Origin of the sequence: Actinomadura sp. KC216 (assembly GCF_004348535.1) — a bacterium.
Lineage (GTDB): Bacteria > Actinomycetota > Actinomycetes > Streptosporangiales > Streptosporangiaceae > Spirillospora.
The window spans coordinates 1-17913 of the sequence record NZ_SMJX01000002.1; the positions used below are offsets into that span (position 1 = coordinate 1).

The 17913-nt window shown below is 70.1% G+C and carries 16 protein-coding genes and 1 pseudogene; 9 read left to right on the top strand and 8 right to left on the bottom strand.

Going from position 1 to position 17913, the window contains the following annotated elements; translation table 11 throughout:
* Window positions 1–156, bottom strand: a pseudogene (locus E1264_RS45010) (peptide-methionine (S)-S-oxide reductase); the annotation flags it as partial.
* A 75-nt stretch (window positions 157–231) separates the two neighbouring features.
* Here E1264_RS45010 and rarD point away from each other — a divergent pair.
* The 9 genes from rarD to E1264_RS00400 all read left to right on the top strand — a co-directional run bounded on the left by rarD (window position 232) and on the right by E1264_RS00400 (window position 9960).
* The gene (rarD, locus tag E1264_RS00360) at window positions 232–1116 is read left to right on the top strand and encodes an EamA family transporter RarD (RefSeq protein ID WP_243710668.1); all 885 of its coding nucleotides are present in this window, start codon (window positions 232–234) and stop codon (window positions 1114–1116) included.
* A 41-nt stretch (window positions 1117–1157) separates the two neighbouring features.
* Complete coding sequence (locus tag E1264_RS00365; protein ID WP_132168323.1) at window positions 1158–1505, top strand: hypothetical protein; 348 nt, start codon at window positions 1158–1160, stop codon at window positions 1503–1505.
* A 308-nt stretch (window positions 1506–1813) separates the two neighbouring features.
* Window positions 1814–3169 (top strand): cytochrome P450, encoded by a 1356-nt coding sequence (locus E1264_RS00370; protein ID WP_132168325.1) that lies wholly within the window; start codon window positions 1814–1816, stop codon window positions 3167–3169.
* 11 nt (window positions 3170–3180) lie between these two features.
* Window positions 3181–4080, top strand: a complete 900-nt coding sequence (locus E1264_RS00375) for a terpene synthase family protein (protein ID WP_132168326.1) — start codon at window positions 3181–3183, stop codon at window positions 4078–4080.
* On the top strand, window positions 4077–5792 hold the full coding sequence (locus tag E1264_RS00380) for a prenyltransferase/squalene oxidase repeat-containing protein (RefSeq protein ID WP_132168327.1): 1716 nt from the start codon (window positions 4077–4079) through the stop codon (window positions 5790–5792). Before E1264_RS00375 ends, E1264_RS00380 begins: the two co-directional genes overlap by 4 nt.
* Before the next feature lie 206 nt (window positions 5793–5998).
* On the top strand, window positions 5999–8476 hold the full coding sequence (locus tag E1264_RS00385; protein ID WP_132168328.1) for a nitrate- and nitrite sensing domain-containing protein: 2478 nt from the start codon (window positions 5999–6001) through the stop codon (window positions 8474–8476).
* Window positions 8473–8895: a roadblock/LC7 domain-containing protein gene (locus E1264_RS00390; protein ID WP_132168329.1), complete on the top strand. Its 423-nt coding sequence runs from the start codon at window positions 8473–8475 to the stop codon at window positions 8893–8895. The genes E1264_RS00385 and E1264_RS00390 overlap by 4 nt, the downstream gene beginning before the upstream one ends.
* Window positions 8892–9350: a DUF742 domain-containing protein gene (locus E1264_RS00395; RefSeq protein ID WP_132168330.1), complete on the top strand. Its 459-nt coding sequence runs from the start codon at window positions 8892–8894 to the stop codon at window positions 9348–9350. The genes E1264_RS00390 and E1264_RS00395 overlap by 4 nt, the downstream gene beginning before the upstream one ends.
* Complete coding sequence (locus tag E1264_RS00400) at window positions 9331–9960, top strand: ATP/GTP-binding protein (protein WP_132168331.1); 630 nt, start codon at window positions 9331–9333, stop codon at window positions 9958–9960. Before E1264_RS00395 ends, E1264_RS00400 begins: the two co-directional genes overlap by 20 nt.
* Before the next feature lie 6 nt (window positions 9961–9966).
* On the opposite strand, the gene E1264_RS00405 is transcribed toward E1264_RS00400, so the two are convergent.
* From E1264_RS00405 to nuoI, 7 genes are read right to left on the bottom strand one after another with little or no spacing between them, the layout of a single operon-like run.
* On the bottom strand, window positions 9967–10965 hold the full coding sequence (locus E1264_RS00405; protein ID WP_132168434.1) for a polyprenyl synthetase family protein: 999 nt from the start codon (window positions 10963–10965) through the stop codon (window positions 9967–9969).
* A 49-nt stretch (window positions 10966–11014) separates the two neighbouring features.
* Window positions 11015–12610 (bottom strand): NADH-quinone oxidoreductase subunit NuoN, encoded by a 1596-nt coding sequence (gene nuoN, locus E1264_RS00410; RefSeq protein WP_132168332.1) that lies wholly within the window; start codon window positions 12608–12610, stop codon window positions 11015–11017.
* Window positions 12607–14187 carry an NADH-quinone oxidoreductase subunit M gene (locus E1264_RS00415; protein ID WP_132168333.1) on the bottom strand — a complete coding sequence of 527 codons (1581 nt, stop codon included), beginning with the start codon at window positions 14185–14187 and terminating at the stop codon, window positions 12607–12609. The genes nuoN and E1264_RS00415 overlap by 4 nt, the downstream gene beginning before the upstream one ends.
* Window positions 14184–16100 carry an NADH-quinone oxidoreductase subunit L gene (gene nuoL / locus E1264_RS00420; protein ID WP_207935632.1) on the bottom strand — a complete coding sequence of 639 codons (1917 nt, stop codon included), beginning with the start codon at window positions 16098–16100 and terminating at the stop codon, window positions 14184–14186. The genes E1264_RS00415 and nuoL overlap by 4 nt, the downstream gene beginning before the upstream one ends.
* Before the next feature lie 10 nt (window positions 16101–16110).
* On the bottom strand, window positions 16111–16410 hold the full coding sequence (nuoK, locus tag E1264_RS00425; protein WP_132168335.1) for an NADH-quinone oxidoreductase subunit NuoK: 300 nt from the start codon (window positions 16408–16410) through the stop codon (window positions 16111–16113).
* Window positions 16407–17309, bottom strand: a complete 903-nt coding sequence (locus E1264_RS00430) for an NADH-quinone oxidoreductase subunit J (protein ID WP_132168337.1) — start codon at window positions 17307–17309, stop codon at window positions 16407–16409. The genes nuoK and E1264_RS00430 overlap by 4 nt, the downstream gene beginning before the upstream one ends.
* A complete protein-coding gene (gene nuoI / locus E1264_RS00435) occupies window positions 17306–17878 on the bottom strand; it encodes an NADH-quinone oxidoreductase subunit NuoI (protein WP_243710674.1) in 573 nt (190 codons plus the stop codon). The genes E1264_RS00430 and nuoI overlap by 4 nt, the downstream gene beginning before the upstream one ends.
* Window positions 17879–17913 lie beyond the last annotated feature (35 nt).

Here is a 17913-nt window from a genome sequence, read left to right on the forward strand (position 1 = left end):
GCCGAGGGCGAACTCGGCGATCTCGGCGCCGTCCGGGTAGGGCGGGGCGAGCGGGGCGTTGAGGACCTCGTGGCGCGGTGGGACCGGGATGGGCTCGTCCCTGCCTGGGAGCGCCTTCTCCGGGGTGACCATCTGGGTCTTCGCGAAGCCGAACATGCCTCCAGGTTAGCTCTCACGAGGGGTCATGAGTGTTGTTCCTTATGGCTGATTACGTCCTGGTAGGTTGCCTTCGTGAGGCGGGGCATCGCGTTCGGGGTCGCGGCGTACGGGCTGTGGGGGCTGTTCCCGCTGTACTGGCCGCTGCTGAAGCCTGCGGGCGCGGTCGAGATCCTCGCGCACCGGATCATGTGGTCGCTGGTCGCGGTGGGTGCGGTGCTCGCGGTGCAGCGGCGGTGGGTGAGGGCGTTGAGCGTCCGGCAGGGTGGGCTGCTGGCGCTGGCGGCCGTGGTCGTCACCGTCAACTGGGGGACGTATATCTACGCCGTCAACAGCGGGCAGACGATCGAGGCGGCGCTGGGGTACTTCATCAATCCGCTGATCAGTGTGCTGTTCGGGGTCGTCGTGTTCCGGGAGCGGCTCCGGGGGTGGCAGTGGTGCGCGGTTGGGATGGGTGCGGTGGCCGTGGTCGTGTTGACCGTCGACTACGGGCGCCCTCCCTGGATCGCACTGGTACTGGCGTTCGCTTTCGGGACTTATGGGCTGATCAAGAAGTTCGCCGACATGCCTTCGGCGGAGGGCCTGGCGGTCGAGACGGCTGTGCTGTTCCTGCCTGCTCTGGGGTTCGTGGTCTTGCTGGAGGGGCAGGGCGACGGGACGTTCGGGCATCAGGGTGTCGGGCAGGCCCTGCTGCTGGCCACGGCGGGCGTTGTGACCGCTGTGCCGATGATGTTCTTCAACGCGGCGGCGATCCGGCTGCCGCTGACGGTCATCGGCATGTTGCAGTACCTGGCCCCTGTGCTGCAGTTCGCCATCGGGGTGTTCGTCCAGCATGAGGAGATGCCGCCGAGCCGCTGGGCGGGCTTCCTGCTGGTGTGGCTCGCGCTGGTGATGCTGACGTGGAACGGACTGCGCGTCGCCCGCCGGGAACCGCTCCCCGGGAGCGCCCGGGGCGGCTAAAGTGCCGGACGTCACACGCGCCCGGATCCAAGGAGCCCCCGTTGCGGCTGGTCAGCGTCATCGTCCTAGGAACGGGCCTCATCGCCGCAGGCATGCTGGCCCCGGGGACCGGCGACGCGACGGACGACGGCGCCGTCCTGGTCGACCCCGACGTGGCGCATCCGGGCCAGCGGGTCGACGTCTCGGTCCCGCAGTGCGTGAGCCATGGGCAACAGGTGATGTCCGAGGCGTTCACCAGGCCGGCGAAGAACGGAACCGCGACGATCGGGCGCGACATAAAGCCGGGCACCTACACGGTGGTGGCGAGCTGCGGCGGCCACCGGCTGATGGGCGAGATCGCGGTATCCCGGCGGCGGCCCTGGCCCACGCTCCCGCTGGCCGACCGCTAGAAGATCATTCGACACGCTTCACCTATTTCGAACCTGAATTCGATTTAGGTCGAGTCGAATGTTAGCGACTGCCAGTGAAGCGAGTCTGACTTCGTGACAAATTGCTTGCAAAGTGATCCACGTCACCTGGGATTGGTGAAACTCCTACCGAGAGGATGCTTGTTTTCGTTAAATGATCATGTGATACTCCACTCGAAACCGTCAACAGTGCACAACCATCAACAAAGTACGTAAATCAGCCCCAGCGACCGAAGTCTCTCAGGGTCCCCGCCGCCCGACCACCGCGCCCGCCGTCATAGGGGTCGAGAATGTCCGTCGATGCTGGTCCGCGATCCGTTCACGATGCTCCCGTCCTGTCCCTCGGGCATCTGCCGGCGCTGTTGCGGGACCCGTTGAAGGCATTCGCCGCGATCGGCCGGGAGGCCGGCGGCCGGATCGCGCGGGTGAACCTCGGCCCCTTCCGCCCGTACCTGATCACCCACCCTGAGCACCTGCAGTACGTCCTGCGCGACCACGTGGCCAACTACCGCCGCGAAGGCATGATGTGGAAGCCGCTCAGCCGGCTCACCGGCGAGGGCTCCGACGTCGATCCGAGCTGGCCGGTCAAGCGCAAGGTCTTCCAGACGCTGCTGTCCGGCCCGAGCATCGCGGCCTTCTCCGACGAGATGACCGCCACCATCGCCGAGGCCGTCGACGATCTCGGCGCGCGCGCCGAGCACGGCGGGCCGGTGGACGCCTTCGCGGAGATGACCCGCGTCGTGTACCGGACGATCATCCGGGTCCTGGTCGGCGACCGCATCTCGCTGTCGGAGATCGACGAGCTCGGCCGCGTGATGGTCACGGCCACCACGTCGTCGTTCCGGTCCCGGATGCTGATGCCCTTCATGCCCCTGTCGATCCCGCTTCCCGGCGACCGGGCCTTCAACCGCTGCGTCCAGGCCGTCGACGATCTCATCCTCCCCATCGTCCGGGAGGCGCGGCGCACCGGCGCGGACGGGCAGGACGTCGTCTCCATGATGATCCGGGCGCGGGACGGCGAGGGCAGGGGCGTCGACGACCAGGCGGTGCGCGACGGCATCGTCGGCCTGTTCGTCGCGAGCACCGACACCACCGTGTCGGCGCTCTCCTTCATCTGGGCGGCGCTGGACGCCCACCCCGAGATCCGCGCCAGGCTCTACGACGAGATCGACACGGTGGTGGGGACGGACACCCCCGGCTTCGACCACGTGCCAGACCTCGTCTACACCAAGAAGCTCCTGCACGAAGTCCTGCGCTGGTACTCCGTCGCGTGGATCACCCCCCGGACCGTCCGGGCCGACGACGTCATCGACGGGGTGCGGATCCGCGCCGGATCCACCGTGATCATTTCTCCCTTCCTGACCCACCGGCTGCCGGAGTTCTGGCCGGAGCCCGAGGTCTTCGACCCCGAGCGCTTCGCGCCGGACGTCTCGCGTCACCGGTTCGCCTACATGGCCTTCGGCGGCGGCCCCAACCAGTGCGCCGGACGCGTGTTCTTCTTCCTCGAGGCGCCGCTCATCCTGGCGACACTGCTGAGCCGGTTCCGTCCGGTGCTGCAGAACACGGCGCCGGTCGAGCCGCGGGTCGACATCACGTTGAAGCCCCGCGAACCGATCCGGATCCGCCTCGTCCCGGTCAAGCGGTGATGGCGCCCGGAATGGATCCGGTTCCGTTCGGCGGCGGGGAGACGTCTGCCGCGGCGGAGCACGGACGGATCTGCGCCCTGGCGATGGAATGCCAGCGCGACTTGCAAGAGTGCGTCGACGCCTATCCCGATCTCTTTCCCAGCAAGCCCTTCGACGGGCGGCTCTTCTCGGCCGTGGCGCTCGCCAACGCGTTCGGCTCTCCCTGGGCGACCGCGGCCGATCTCCGGATCGCCATCAAGACGTCGATGTGGAACTTCGCGGCCGACTGGCAGATCGACTACCTCGCCGGGACGCGGGACGAGGTCCAGCGCCTGATCACGGGATGCCTCGCGGTCGCGGACGGCACGAAGCCCGCCGGTGGCAGCGCGATCACGACCTTCCTGGCGGAGATCGTGGAGGATCTTCGCGGCGGGCCCGCGTCCGGCATCCTCCCGGTCTGGCGTGACCAGCTCGGCCGCTGGCTGGCCGCCATGGCCCGCGAATGGGAGTGGAAGGCGGACCTGGCCGCCGGCCGCGCCGCACCGCCGACTTTCGAGGACTATCTGGCGAACGCCGACAACTTCGGCACCACCTGGGTCAACCTCGCCCACTGGATCCACACCGGGGACGCGGCGACCGTCGCCCGCGTCGACGAGCTGTGGGCGGCGAGCCAGGAGGTGCAGCGCATCCTGAGGCTCCTCAACGACCTCGCCACCTACCGGCGCGACGTCGAGTGGGGTGATCTCAACGCCCTGATGCTCGGCGTGGAGCGCGGCGACGTGCGGGGACGGATCGAGGAGATGGTCGAGCACAGCCGGAAGCTGATCGACCCGCTCAAGGACGACTGCCCCGAGGCCGCCGCCTACCTCGAACGGCAGATCGGTTTCAGCGTCGGCTTCTACGGCGTCACCGACTACTGGGGGACGCTGTGAGCGTCGAGGACAACGCCCCCCAGACGGGCACGACCGAAGCGGATGGCGGCGCCGATCTCCACGCGGCCGCGCGGGAGCTGGTCGCCGGGCTGCTGGACGAGCCATGGGGGCAGGTGTCCCCGTCCGTCTACGAGACTGGGCGGCTGGTGACCCTCGCCCCCTGGCTCAGGGGGCATCGCCGGCGGCTGGAGCACCTGGTCGCCACGCAGCGTCCCGACGGCGGCTGGGGCGGGTTCGGCGGCTACTCGATCGTCCCCACGCTGAGCGCGGTCGAGGCGCTCCTCGAGGCGCTGCGCCGGACGCCGGACGGCACCGCGGGCACGGCGGCCCAGCTCCGGCCCGCCGAGCGCGGGCTCCAGCAGCTGGCGCGGATGCTGCCCTGCATGGACGCGCGAGCCATTCCCGACACGCCCGCGAACGACCTGATCATCGCCGCCCTGATCCGGTCGATCAACGACCGTCTCGGCGACGTGACCGGGCGCGCGGGCACGGCGCTCTCCCCACTCTCCTTCGCCGGGCGGCTGGCCCTCCCGGCGGGGGTGGACGGCGCGCGGCTGGAGATGGTTCGGGCGGCCGTCCGCAACGGCACGGGCCTGCCGCTGAAGGTCCTGCATGCCCTGGAGGTCGTAGGCACCGCCGCGCGCGGGCATCACGCGATCAAGCCAGAGCCGACCGGGACGGTGGGAGCGTCCGCCGCGGCCACCGCCGCCTGGCTGGACGAGACGGGCCGGTCCGGTGACGCCGCGGCCCGGGGCAGGGCCAGGCGTTTCCTCGAACGCGTGGTGGACGGCCACGGCGGCCTGGCGCCCTGCGGCATACCGATCACCGTCTTCGAACGGTCGTGGGTGGTGAGCGGCCTGATCCGGTCGGGTCTGGCCGTCCGCGTGCCGGCGCAGATCGTGTCCGAGCTGGCCGCCGCGCTCGGGCCGGGCGGGGCCGCCGCCGCTCTGGGGCTGCCCGCGGACGCGGACACCACGTCCGTGACCCTGTACACGCTCGCATTGCTCGGTAAGCCGCACGCCCCGGACGCGCTGTGGGAGTTCGAAACGGAAACGCACTTCTGCACGTGGCCCGGCGAACAAGGCTTCTCGGTCACCGTCAACGCGCATGTCCTCGACGCCTTCGGCCAGTATCTGCGCACCGCGTCCATGGGCGGTACGCCGCCACCGCATGGCGTCCCCGCGAACGCCGGGATGGCGCGTTACCGGGAGGCCGTGCGAAAGCTCACGCGCCTGCTGAGCGAGCGGCAGCGGTACGACGGAAGCTGGTCCGACCGCTGGCACGCCTCGCCCTACTATTCGACGATGTGCTGTGCGCTCGCGCTGAGTCAGTTCGGCGACGACGCCGGAAACCGGGACGTCGGGACGAGCGTCCGGTGGGCGCACGAGTGGGTCCTCACGACGCAGCGTTCGGACGGCTCATGGGGCCGGTGGGAGGGCACGGCGGAGGAGACCGCTTATGCGTTGCAAACTCTGGCGCTGACCGGGCCCATGGCACCGGAAGTAGAAGAATCCTTCAACCGCGGGTGCGATTTTCTCCACCGGACGGCGAACGGCCGGGACGATTGCGGGATTTCCGGCCCGGCGCTTTGGCATGACAAGGATCTCTACCATCCGAGGGCGATTGTGAAAGGCGCGGTGTTGTCCGCGCTTCACCTGGCGGACACCGCACGGCAAGCGCACGGTGGGGCTGTCCGCCGTTCGCACATGTAACGTAGGTCACAGTTCGCGGCTCTCCTCGGGCGACTTTCTTTCCGATGTAGACAAACTGCGCCAATTGCACCGTCTATGTTGCTAAGGTACAGCGGGTGCACGGCGGCGACCTCTCTCGCAATGCACCCAGCGACAGCAGCGGCTCGAAGGCGGCAACCCCCCGGTAACGGACCGCGAGTCATCCGGAACTCGTTGAGGACAGGTTGATGCGCATCCGCAACACGCGTCTGCGGACCAAGATCACGGCCCTGATCGCGTCCCTGATCGCACTGTGGGCCTTCGCCGCTTGGGTCACCCTCCGGGAGGGACTGACCCTCGTCTCGGCCAACACGATCGACCAGAACGTCACCCGGCCGATGGTCGACCTCGTGACGAGCCTGCAGAAGGAACGCAGGCTGTCGCTCGTCTATCTCAACAGCCCCGGCCTCCAGCAGCGGCAGGCGCTCGACACGCAGCGCGCCGAGGTGGACGCCGCCCGGACGATCTACCGCCAGCGCGCGGGCGACGCGTCCGGCGCGGGCGGTGACTTCCTCGAACGGCGCATCAAGGAGTCCTTCGGCCTCCTCGACGGCATCACGGCCGGACGGAACGCGATCGACGCCCGGAGGGCCGACCGCGAGTCGGCGATGCGGCCCTTCAACGCGCTCATCGACTCGGCGTTCCGCATCTACAACGCCGCGGGCGGCGTCAACGACGAGGGGATCGCCAAGGACAGCCGGGCCCTGAACTCGCTGACCCGGGCCAAGGAGATCCTCTCCCGGGAGGACGCCGTGCTCGCCGGCGCGCTGGCCGCCGGCCGCCTCTCGAGCGCCGATCACGCGCAGTTCATCGCCCTCGTCGGCACGCAGCGCCATCTCCACCAGGAGGCGGCGGCCGAACTGCCCGCCGCCGACCTCGCGGACTACCGGCGGGTGACGGAAAGCGCCGCCTACCGGCAGGTCCGTGCCATGGAGGACCGCGTGTTCCAGAGTCGGCCCGGCACACCGCTGCGCCTCAAGGCCGAGGACTGGCGGAGGTCGATGGAGGTCGTCCAGACGGGACTCGAGGACGTCGTCCTGAACGGCGGCGAGCGGCTGGTCGAACGCGCCAAACCGGTCGCGGTCGGGGTGTTCGTGCGGTTGGCGCTGGCCGGGGGGCTCGGGTTGCTGGCGGTCATCGCGTCCGTCATCGTGTCGATCACCACGGCGCGGGCGCTGGTGCGGCAGCTGGAGCGGCTGCGGAGCGCGGCGTGGGAGCTGGCGGAGAAGCGGCTGCCCGGGGTCGTGGAGCGGCTCGGGCATGGCGAGACGGTGGACGTCGCCGCCGAGGCGCCGCCGCTGGAGTTCGGCACCGACGAGATCGGGCAGGTGGGGCGCGCGTTCAACGCCGTCCAGGAGACCGCGATCCGCACCGCCGTCGAGCAGGCCGAGCTGCGGCGCGGCGTCCGGGACGTCCTGCTCAGCCTGGCCCGCCGCACCCAGACGCTCGTGCACCGGCAGCTGACCATGCTCGACACCATGGAGCGCCGCCGCGACATCGAGGTCAAGGAGCTGGAGGAGCTGTTCAAGCTCGACCACCTCGCGACCCGGATGCGGCGCAACGCCGAGAACCTCATCGTGCTGTCCGGCGCGCTGCCCGCCCGCGGGTGGCGCAACTCCGTCCCGATGGTGGACGTCGTGCGCGCCGCGGTCGGCGAGGTCGAGGACTACACCCGCGTCACCGTGCTGCCGTTCGGGCCGGTCGAGCTGGCCGGACGCGCCGTCGGCGACCTCACCCACCTGCTCGCCGAGCTGATCGAGAACGCGGTGTCGTTCTCCCCGCCCGAGACCGTCGTGCAGGTCGGCGGGCACATGGTGGCCAGCGGCTACGCCATCGACATCGAGGACCGCGGGCTCGGCATGACCGACGACAAGCTCGACGAGATCAACGCGCGGATCGCCGACCCGCCCGACTTCAACCTGCAGAGCTCCGTGCAGCTCGGCCTGTTCGTGGTCAGCAGGCTCGCCGAGCGCTACAACGTGCAGGTCTCGCTCAAACGCTCCGCCTACGGCGGGACCACCGCCGTCGTCGTCATCCCCCGGGAACTCGTCGTCGAGCAGGCTCCGGCGCCCCTCCCGGCCGCCACCACCAAGAACGGCCTGGAGGTGCGCCGGCCCGCCGCGATCGGCGCCGCCTCCGGGCCCGGTGGGGGAACCGGGCCGCAGCCCGCGCTGATGGCGGTGCCGCCGCCCGAGCGCGAACCGGCTGCGTCCGAGCGCGAAACGGCTCCGTCCCCGTCCGGCTCCGACGGTGCGGGCGAACCCGGCGGGCACCCCGCCACCGGCGAACCCCGGGCGGACGAGCCCGCCGGGCATGACGAGGCCGACGCCGGTCCGCGGCCCGAGGCGGAGGACTCCCATCCCCGGCCAGAGGACCAGCCACCCGTGCCCGACATCTCCACCACACCGTCCGGCCTGCCCGTCCGGGTTCCGCAGGCGAACCTGGCCGAGCCGCTCCGTACCGACGAACCGGTCGCGGCCGGCGAGCCGGACGAGCACGACGACCCCGGCCGCTCCCCCGAGGAGATCCAGCGGATCATGGGCTCCTACCAGCGCGGCACCCGGCAGGGCCGCTCCGACGCCGCCCGAGCCGAGCAGGCGGGCGAGGCCGGAGAGAGCGGCAAGATCCTCGGCACCAACGCAGCGGAAGGCGAGGAAGATCAGTGACGCAGAAGACCGGTTCCGCATCCGATCTGGGCTGGTTGCTGGACGATCTCGTCCACCGGCTGCCGCACGCCAGGAGCGCCGTCGTGCTGTCGGCGGACGGCCTGCTCATGGCCTCCTCCGAGGGCGTGACGCAGGACGACGGCGAGCACCTCGCCGCCGTCGCCGCCGGGATCCAGAGCCTCGCCAAGGGGGCCGGGACCCGGTTCGGCGGCGGGCCCGTCCGGCAGACGATCGTCGAGATGCAGTCCGCGTACCTGCTGGTGACGGTCGCCGGCAAGGGCGCCTGCCTCGCGGTGCTGGCCGAGGAGGACGCCGACGTGGGCCTCACCGCCTACGAGATGGCGATGCTCGTCACGGCGATGGGCCACCACCTCACCTCGCCGGCCCGTGCGGAGGGCGCGGAGGGGCGTCCCGCATGATCCCCCCGGACGACCCCTCGCTCGATTTCTGGGCGGAGGATCCGGCGCCCCCCGAGCCGGCCCCGCCGGCCCCGCCGTCAGAGCAGGACGCCGCGGAACGCTGGCTCGACGAGAGCGCCGGGCCGATGGTGCGCCCGTACGTGATGACGAGCGGCCGCACCGAGCCGTCCCGCGGCAGCTTCGACCTGATCACGATGGTGGTCGCGGTCGGCGTGGAACCCGACACCACGGTCGGGCTCGGGCCCGAGCATCTGGCCATCATCCGGCTCTGCCAGACCGTGATGTCGGTCGCCGAGATCACCGGCCATCTCGACCTTCCCGTCGCGACGGTGCGGGTGCTGCTCGGCGATCTGCTCGACAAGGGGTTCGTCTCCCTGCAGGAACCCGAACCGGAGGCGGACATGCACGACATCAGGATCTACAAGGCGGTGATCGATGGTCTCCGGGCCCTCTAGGCGCAGCACCCCGGCAGGGGGTGTGCGCGCCCGCCGGCTCCCCACCGCGGTCAAGATCGTGATCGCGGGCGGCTTCGGGGTCGGCAAGACCACCATGGTGGGCACGGTCTCGGAGACCCAGCCGCTGCGCACCGAGGAACTCCTCACCGACCGCGGCGTCGGCGTGGACGACATCGCGGGCGTCGAACGCAAGGACACCACCACGGTCGCGATGGACTTCGGCCGCATCACGATGCGGGACGAGTACGTCCTCTACCTGTTCGGCACCCCCGGCCAGAAGCGCTTCTGGTTCATGTGGGACGAGGTCGCGCTCGGGGCGCTCGGCGCGGTCGTCCTCGCCGACACGCGGCGCCTGTCCGACTGCTTCCCGTCGGTCGACTACTTCGAGCGCCGCAAGACGCCGTTCGTCGTCGCCGTCAACTGCTTCGAGGGCGCCAAGCGGTACGACCTCGCGGAGATCCAGATGGCCCTCAACCTGGGGCCGAAGGTTCCGGTGATGCTCTGCGACGCCCGCCGGCTCGACTCGTGCAAGGAGGTCCTCATCGACCTCGTCCTGCACGCCATGAAGTACCGGGGGCTTTCTGAGGAAGCCCAGCCGCAGAACGTCTAGGCGACGTCAGCCCGTCCTTGAGACCACGTAGTCGCAGAGGTGGGTGAGGGCGTCGCGCGCCGGGATGGCCGGGAGGGTGAGGAGTTCCTTGCGGGCGTCCTCGGCCCAGCGGCCCAGGTCGGCGCGGGCGCGGTCCATGGCGGGGTGCGCGCGCAGCAGCGCGAGGGCCTCGGCGTGGAGCGCGTCGTCGGAGAGGTCCTGGACGAGGAGTTCGCGGAGGCGGGCGTCGTCCGGGCCCGAGCCGATCCCGGCGAGGACGTGGTGCATCGGCAGCGTGCGGATGCCCTCGCGGAGGTCGGTGCCGGGGGTCTTGCCCGACTCCTCCGTCTCGGACGCGACGTCCAGGATGTCGTCGGACAGCTGGAACGCGATGCCGATCTTCTCGCACGCGGACGTGACCGTCCGGACGATCTCGGGCGGCGCGCCCGCGAGGAGCGCGCCGAAGTGGCCGGAGACGGCGATCAGCGAGCCGGTCTTGTCGGCGACGACCTGGAGGTAGTGCTCCAGATGGTCGGCCTCGGGACGCGGGCCGACGGTCTCCTGGATCTGGCCGCGGACGAGCCGCCCGAACGCGCGGGCCTGGATGCGGACGGCGTCCGGACCGAGGTCGGCGAGCAGGTCGGACGCGCGGGCGAACAGGTAGTCGCCGGTCAGGATCGCGACGGTGTTCGTCCAGCGGGAGTTCGCGGACTGCTGGCCGCGGCGGACGGTCGCCTCGTCCATCACGTCGTCGTGGTAGAGGGTGCCGAGGTGGGTCAGCTCGACGACGACGGCGGCCGGGATGATGCCGGGCGCGGACGGGTCGCCGAAGTGGGAGGCGAGCAGCACCAGCATCGGCCGGAACCGCTTGCCGCCCGCCTCCAGGAGGTGCTTGGAGGCGTCGGAGAGCAGCGGGTCCTCGCCGCGGACGCGGTCGAGGAGGAGGGCCTCGACGGCGGCGAGGCGCTCCTTGGCGTCGGCGGCGAGCGCCGCGTCGATGGAAAGCCCGAACGGGCCGGACTCGATGCCCGGCCCGCCGGGTTTCTCGCTGGAAGGGTTGCTCACCCAGGACTCCCTACCGGACGAACATGTGGGTCGTGGCTTGTCCCGCAAGGTCCAGAATGGGCTGTGGGAGCACGCCGAGTACCACAGTAGCCGTCGCGCCGAGCGCCACCGCGACCGCGGTCGCCGGCCCGGCCACCACGACCGGCCCGTCCGCGTCCGGCTCGCTGAAGAACATGACGACGATCACACGGACGTAGAAGAACGCCGCCACGGCGGACGAGACGACCGCGACGATCACCAGCGGTGTCGCGCCCTCCTCCACGGCCGCCTTGAACACCGCGAACTTCCCGGTGAACCCGCTGGTCAGCGGGATGCCCGCGAACGCCAGCAGGAAGAAGGCGAACACGCCCGCGACGACCGGGGACCGCTTCCCGAGCCCCGCCCACCGCGACAGGTGGCCCGCCTCGCCGCCCGCGTCCCGCACCATCGTGACGACGGCGAACGCGCCGACGGAGGTGAACCCGTAGGCGAGCAGGTAGAACAGGGTGCTCGACAGGCCGTCCGGGGACGCCGCGATCACGCCCATGAGCAGGAAGCCCGCGTGCGCGATCGACGAGTACGCCAGCATCCGCTTGATGTCGGTCTGTGTGATCGCGATGATCGACCCGATGGCCATGGTGAGAATGGCCACACCCCACATGAACGGGCGCCAGTCCCATTCGAGGGTCTCGAACACGACGTAGTAGACGCGCAGGATCGCGCCGAACGCGGACACGACCGTGCAGGACGCCATCAGCGCCGTGATCGGGGTCGGGGCGCCCTGGTACACGTCCGGCTTCCACATGTGGAACGGGACGCCGCCGAGCTTGAACAGCAGCCCGACCGACAGCAGCGCGACCCCGGCGAGGAGCAGCGTCTCGTTGCCGGCGTCCTTGCCGATCTGCGCGGAGATCTCCGACAGCCGCACCGACCCGGCGTAGCCGTACAGGAGCGCGGCGCCGTACAGGAAGAACGCCGAGGAGAACGCGCCGAGCAGGAAGTACTTGACGGCCGCCTCCTGGGAGAGGAGGCGCCTGCGGCGGGCGAGCCCGCACAGCAGGTACAGCGGCAGCGACAGGACCTCCAGCGCCACGAACATCGTGAGCAGGTCGTTCGCCGCCGGGAACATCATCATGCCGCCGACGGCGAACATCATCAGCGGGAAGACCTCGGTCTGGATGACGCCCGCCTGGGTGACGCGCTGCTCGGCCTCGCTGCCCGGCAGCGCGGACGCCTGCGCGGCGAAGTGCCCGCCGACCGCCCCGGCGCGGCCGTCGCCGCGCTCGGCGATCAGCAGGAGGCTGACCAGCGCCAGCACCAGGATGGTGCCCTGGAGGAACAGGGTCGGGCCGTCCACGCCGAGCGCGCCTTCGGCGGCGACGTGGTGCGGGTCGTCGCGCCATGCCAGCGCCACCGTCCAGGCGAAGCCGCCGGCGAGGCCGAGGAACGCGAGCGGCACCTGGAGGTAGTAGCGCCACGTGCGGCCGACGAACGCCTCGACCAGAACCCCTGCCACGGCGACGCCGAAGACCAGCAGCATCGGGGCGAGCTGCCCGTACTCGATGTGCGGCGCGGGGATGTCACCCCCCTGCGCCAGAACCATGGTCGCTTGACCGCCGGTGTTCATGGACGGGCTCCGTTCTCGGCGACGTTACCGGTGATGTCCGGCGCGGGGTCCTGCTTGTCGACCCGCACCAGCGTCTCCTTCACCGAAGGGTTGATCACGTTCAGCACCGGCTGGGGGAAGACGCCCATCGCGATGATGATCGCGATGATCGGGGCGACGGCCCATTTCTCGCGGGCGTTCAGGTCCTTCATGCCCTCGACGGCGGGCGCCTTCGGACCGCCCATGGTCCGCTGGTACATCCACAGGATGTAGATCGCGGCGAGGACGACGCCGCTGACGGCGAGTGCACCGGCCCACTTGTAGCGCTCGAACGTCCCGACGATGACCAGGAACTCCGAGACGAACGTGGACAGTCCGGGCAGCGACAGGCCGGACAGGCCCGCGACGAGGAACGTCCCGGCGAGGACCGGCGCCGCCTTCTGAACGCCGCCGTAGTCGGATATCCTCGCCGACCGGCGCCGGACGATCATGAAGCCGATGACCAGGAACAGCGCGCCGGTGGAGAACCCGTGGTTCACCATGTACAGCGTCGCGCCGGACTGGCCCTGCGACGTCATCGCGAAGATGCCGAGCACGATGAACCCGAAGTGCGACACCGACGTGTAGGCGATGAGCCGCTTCAGGTCGACCTGCCCGATCGCGAGGATCGCGCCGTAGATGATGCTGAGCACCGCGAACCCGAGCACGACCGGCGTCGCCCACTTGGACGCGCCGGGGAACAGCTCCAGGCAGAACCGCAGCATCCCGTACGTGCCGACCTTGTCGAGGACGCCGACGATCAGCACCAGCGCGCCGGGCGGGGACTGCTGCGCCGCGTCCGGGAGCCAGGTGTGCACCGGCACCATCGGCGCCTTGATCGCGAACGCGATGAAGAAGCCGAGGAACAGCCACTTCGCGGTGGTCGGGTCGAGGTTCATCTTCGACAGCTCGTCGAACATGAACGTGCCGTGCCCGACGCCGCCCTCGGAGACCGGCTTGCTCGACAGCGGGTACAGCCAGATCACCGCGACGAGCATCAGCAGCCCGCCGAGCAGCGAGTACAGCAGGAACTTCACCGCGGCGTAGGAGCGCTGCGCGCCGCCGTAGTACCCGATGATGAAGTACACCGGGATGAGCATCGCCTCGAAGAAGACGTAGAACAGGAACACGTCGGTCGCGGCGAACACGCCGATCATGGCCGCTTCGAGGGACAGCAGCAGCGCGAAGTACGTCTTCACCGAACGCTTGGCGGGGACGTCGACGCCGCCGGACCGGTCGGCCTCCGTCCAGGACGCCAGCATCACCAGCGGGACGAGGATCACCGACAGCAGGATCAGCACGAGCGCGACCCCGTCGACGCCGACCGCCCAGTGGACGCCGAACTCCTTGATCCACCAGTACTTCTCGTCGTACTGGAAGCGTGCGCCGTCGGGGTCGAACCCGGCCGCCATGACACCGGCGAGGACCGCGACGACGAGGGAGACGCCGAGCGCGAACCGCTTGACCAGCGTCTCCCGCTCGCGCGGGATGACGCTGAGCAGAACCGCGCCCACCAGTGGCAGCGCGATGAGGACGCTCAGCCAGGGAAAGTCGTTCACGAGACATTCACCGCCAGCAGGGCGGCCACCACGAGGGCGGCGCCGAGGAACATCGAAAGGGCGTAGGAGCGGGCGAAGCCGGTCTGGACGCGGCGGAACCGGCCGGACGTCCCGCCGATCCCGGCGGCGGTGCCGTTGACGGCGCCGTCGACGCCGCGGCCGTCGAACCAGACCGCGAGCCGGGTCAGCCACTGGCCGGGCCGCATCAGCAGCGACTCGTTCAGCGCGTCGCCGTACAGGTCCTTGCGGGCCGCGACGGTGACGAACGAGCCCTTCGGCGCCTCGCGCGGCACCTTCCGGCTGCCGTACTGCCGCCACGCGATCGCCGCACCGATGATCATCAGCACGAAGGTGGCGATGCCGGGCACGGCGAGCGGCTTGAACTCGTGGTGGTGCTCGGGCGCCCCGACGACCGGTTCGAGGAAGTCGGCGAACCCGCCGAGGACGAGGAACCCGCCCGCGCCGACCGAGCCGACCGCGAGCAGGATCAGCGGCCAGGTCATGACGGCCGGGGACTCGTGCGGGTGGGCGTCGTCGTCCCAGCGCTTCTCGCCGAAGAACGTCATGAACATGACCCGCGACATGTAGTACGCGGTGATCCCGGCACCGATCAGCGCGCAGGACCCGAGGATCATGCCGGACGTGCCGCCCTTGTCGAACGCGACCTCGATGATGCCGTCCTTGGTGAACCAGCCGGACAGGCCAGGGAAGCCGATGATGGCGAGGTAGCCGAGCCCGAACGTCGCGTAGGTGATGACCATCACCGAGCGGAGCGCGCCGTAGTGGCGCATGTTCACGTCGTCCTTCATGCCGTGCATGACGGATCCGGCACCGAGGAACAGGCCCGCCTTGAAGAAGCCGTGCGCGATGAGGTGCGCGATGGCGAAGACGTAGCCGGCCTTGCCGAGCCCGGCGGCGAGGTGCATGTAGCCGATCTGCGACATCGTCGACCCGGCGAGGGCCTTCTTGATGTCGTCCTTGCCGCACCCGATGATCGCACCGAACAGCAGCGTGGCCGCGCCGACGATCGTCACGACGAGCTGCGCCGTGTCGGACATCTCGAAGATCGGCCCGGCCCGGACGATCAGGTACACGCCCGCGGTCACCATCGTCGCGGCGTGGATGAGGGCCGACACGGGGGTCGGGCCCTCCATCGCGTCCAGCAGCCAGGACTGGAGCGGGAGCTGCGCCGACTTGCCGCACGCGCCGAGCAGGAGCAGCAGCCCGATCGCGGTGGCGGTGCCGGTGCCGAGCTCGGACGCGAGGCCCGCGTGCTCGGCGCCCTCGCCCAGGATCGGGCCGTAGCCGACCGTCCCGAACGTGGCGAACATCAGCGCGATCGCGATGATCAGCCCCATGTCGCCGACGCGGTTGACGACGAACGCCTTCTTCGCGGCGGTCGCGGCGGTCGGCTTGTACTGCCAGAACCCGATCAGCAGGTACGAGGCGAGACCGACGCCCTCCCAGCCGAGGAACATGACCAGGAAGTTGTCACCGAGCACCAGGAGCAGCATCGCCGCGACGAACAGGTTCAGGTAGGCGAAGAACTTGCGGCGCTCGGGGTCCTCGGCCATGTAGCCGATGGAGTAGATGTGGATCAGGGAGCCGACGCCGGTGATCAGCAGCACGAAGCTGATGGACAGCGGGTCCACCAGCAGGTCCATGCCGACCTTGAACGAGCCGACGTCGATGAAGTCCCACAGGTGCAGGGTGCGGCGCCGTTCCTCGGCCTCGTACCCGAGCATCTGGACGAACATCGCCGCGCCCACCGCGAACGACGCCACCGACATGGTGACGCCGAGCAGATGCCCCCACCTGTCGGTGCGGCGACCCCCGAGCAGGAGGATCGCGGCGCCGGCGAGCGGGAGCGCGATGAGGAGCCAGGACGCGGCCTGGATGCCTTCCGCTTTCATTTCCGGCCTCTCAGTACTTCAGCAGGTTCACGTCGTCCACCGACGACGACCTGCGGGTCCGGAAGACGGTCATGATGATCGCCAGGCCGACCACGACCTCCGCCGCGGCCACCACCATCACGAAGAAGGCGATGATCTGGCCGTCCAGGTTGCCGTGCATGCGGGAGAACGACACGAACGCCAGGTTCGTCGCGTTCAGCATGAGCTCGACGCACATGAACACCACGATCGCGTTGCGGCGCACGAGGACGCCGAGCGCTCCGATGGTGAACAGGATCGTCGCGAGCGCCAGGTAGTGTCCCGGACTCATTGACCAGCCTCGCCTTCGTTACCGGACGCGGGAGACCCGGACTTGACGGCGCGGCCCTCGGCGTCGGCGTCGCGCGCGTCCTCGGTGACGGCCCGCACCGCGCGGACGTCCCGCTCGACGGCCTCCTCCTCGGTCCCGCCGTACAGGTCGGGATGCCGCTCCGCGGTGTCGGTGCGGGCGGCGATGACCGGGTTGACCGACAGCTCGGACGGCGTCCCGTCGGGCAGCAGCGCCGGCATGTCGACGGCGTTGTGCCGGGCGTAGGTGCCGGGCCCGGGCAGCGGGCCCGGGTGGTCGCCGGACAGGAACCGTCCCTTGGACAGGTCCTTCTGCGTCGGCTTCGGCTCGGTGCGCTCCCGGTGCGTCAGCACCATCGCGCCCAGCGCCGCGGTGATCAGCAGCGCGCTGGTCACCTCGAACGCGAACACGTACTTGGAGAACAGCAGCCGGGCCAGGCCGACGACGTTGCCCTCCGCGTTGGCCTGCTCGAGGCCCGCCGCGCCGCCCAGCGCCGCGTTCCCGAGCCCGACCGTCAGCAGGACGATGAACCCGACCGCGGCGATCACGGCCCAGAACCGCTGCCCGCGGATCGTCTCCACCAGCGAGTCGGTGGAGCTGACCCCGACGAGCATCAGCACGAACAGGAACAGCATCAGCACCGCGCCGGTGTACACGATGACCTGGACGAACGCCAGGAACGGCGCGTTCTGGATCGCGTACAGCGCGGCGAGCGACAGCATCACGGTCGCCAGCAGCAGCGCCGAGTGGACGGCCTTCCGCACGAGGATCATGCCGAGCGCGGCGCAGACCGAGACCACGGCGAGCACCCAGAAGAAGAACGGCTCGGCGGCGTGCTTGTCCGCGACCTCCGCGGCGAGCACGTGGGCGGCGGAGGTCATTTGCCTTCACCGCCCTTGCGGGACCTGCCGCGCTTGGCGGCCTTCTCCTGCTTGACCGCCTCGTCGACGCTCGCCCGGCCGCCGCCCTCGGACGGGACGGTGGGGGCGTCGTCGGACGGCTGGAGTCCGAGGCGGTAGTAGTCCTCCTCGGTGTCGCCGAGCCGCATCTCGTGCGGCGGCGCCTCCATGCCCTCGCGCAGCGGCGCCAGCAGCATCTCCTTGGTGTAGATCAGGCTCTCGCGGCTGTCGTCGGCGAGCTCGTACTCGTTGGTCATCGTGAGCGCCCGGGTCGGGCACGCCTCGATGCACAGCCCGCAGAGGATGCAGCGCAGATAGTTGATCTGGTAGATGCGGCCGTACCGTTCGCCGGGCGAGTACCGCTCGTCCGCGGTGTTGTCCGCGCCCTCGACGAAGATCGCGTCGGCGGGGCACGCCCAGGCGCACAGCTCGCATCCGATGCACTTCTCCAGACCGTCCGGCCACCGGTTGAGCTGGTGCCGCCCGTGGAAGCGCGGGGCGGTCGGCTTCTTCACCTCGGGGTACTGAACGGTCTCGCTCTTCATGAACATCTGGTGGAACGAGACCCCGAACCCCTTGACCGGGT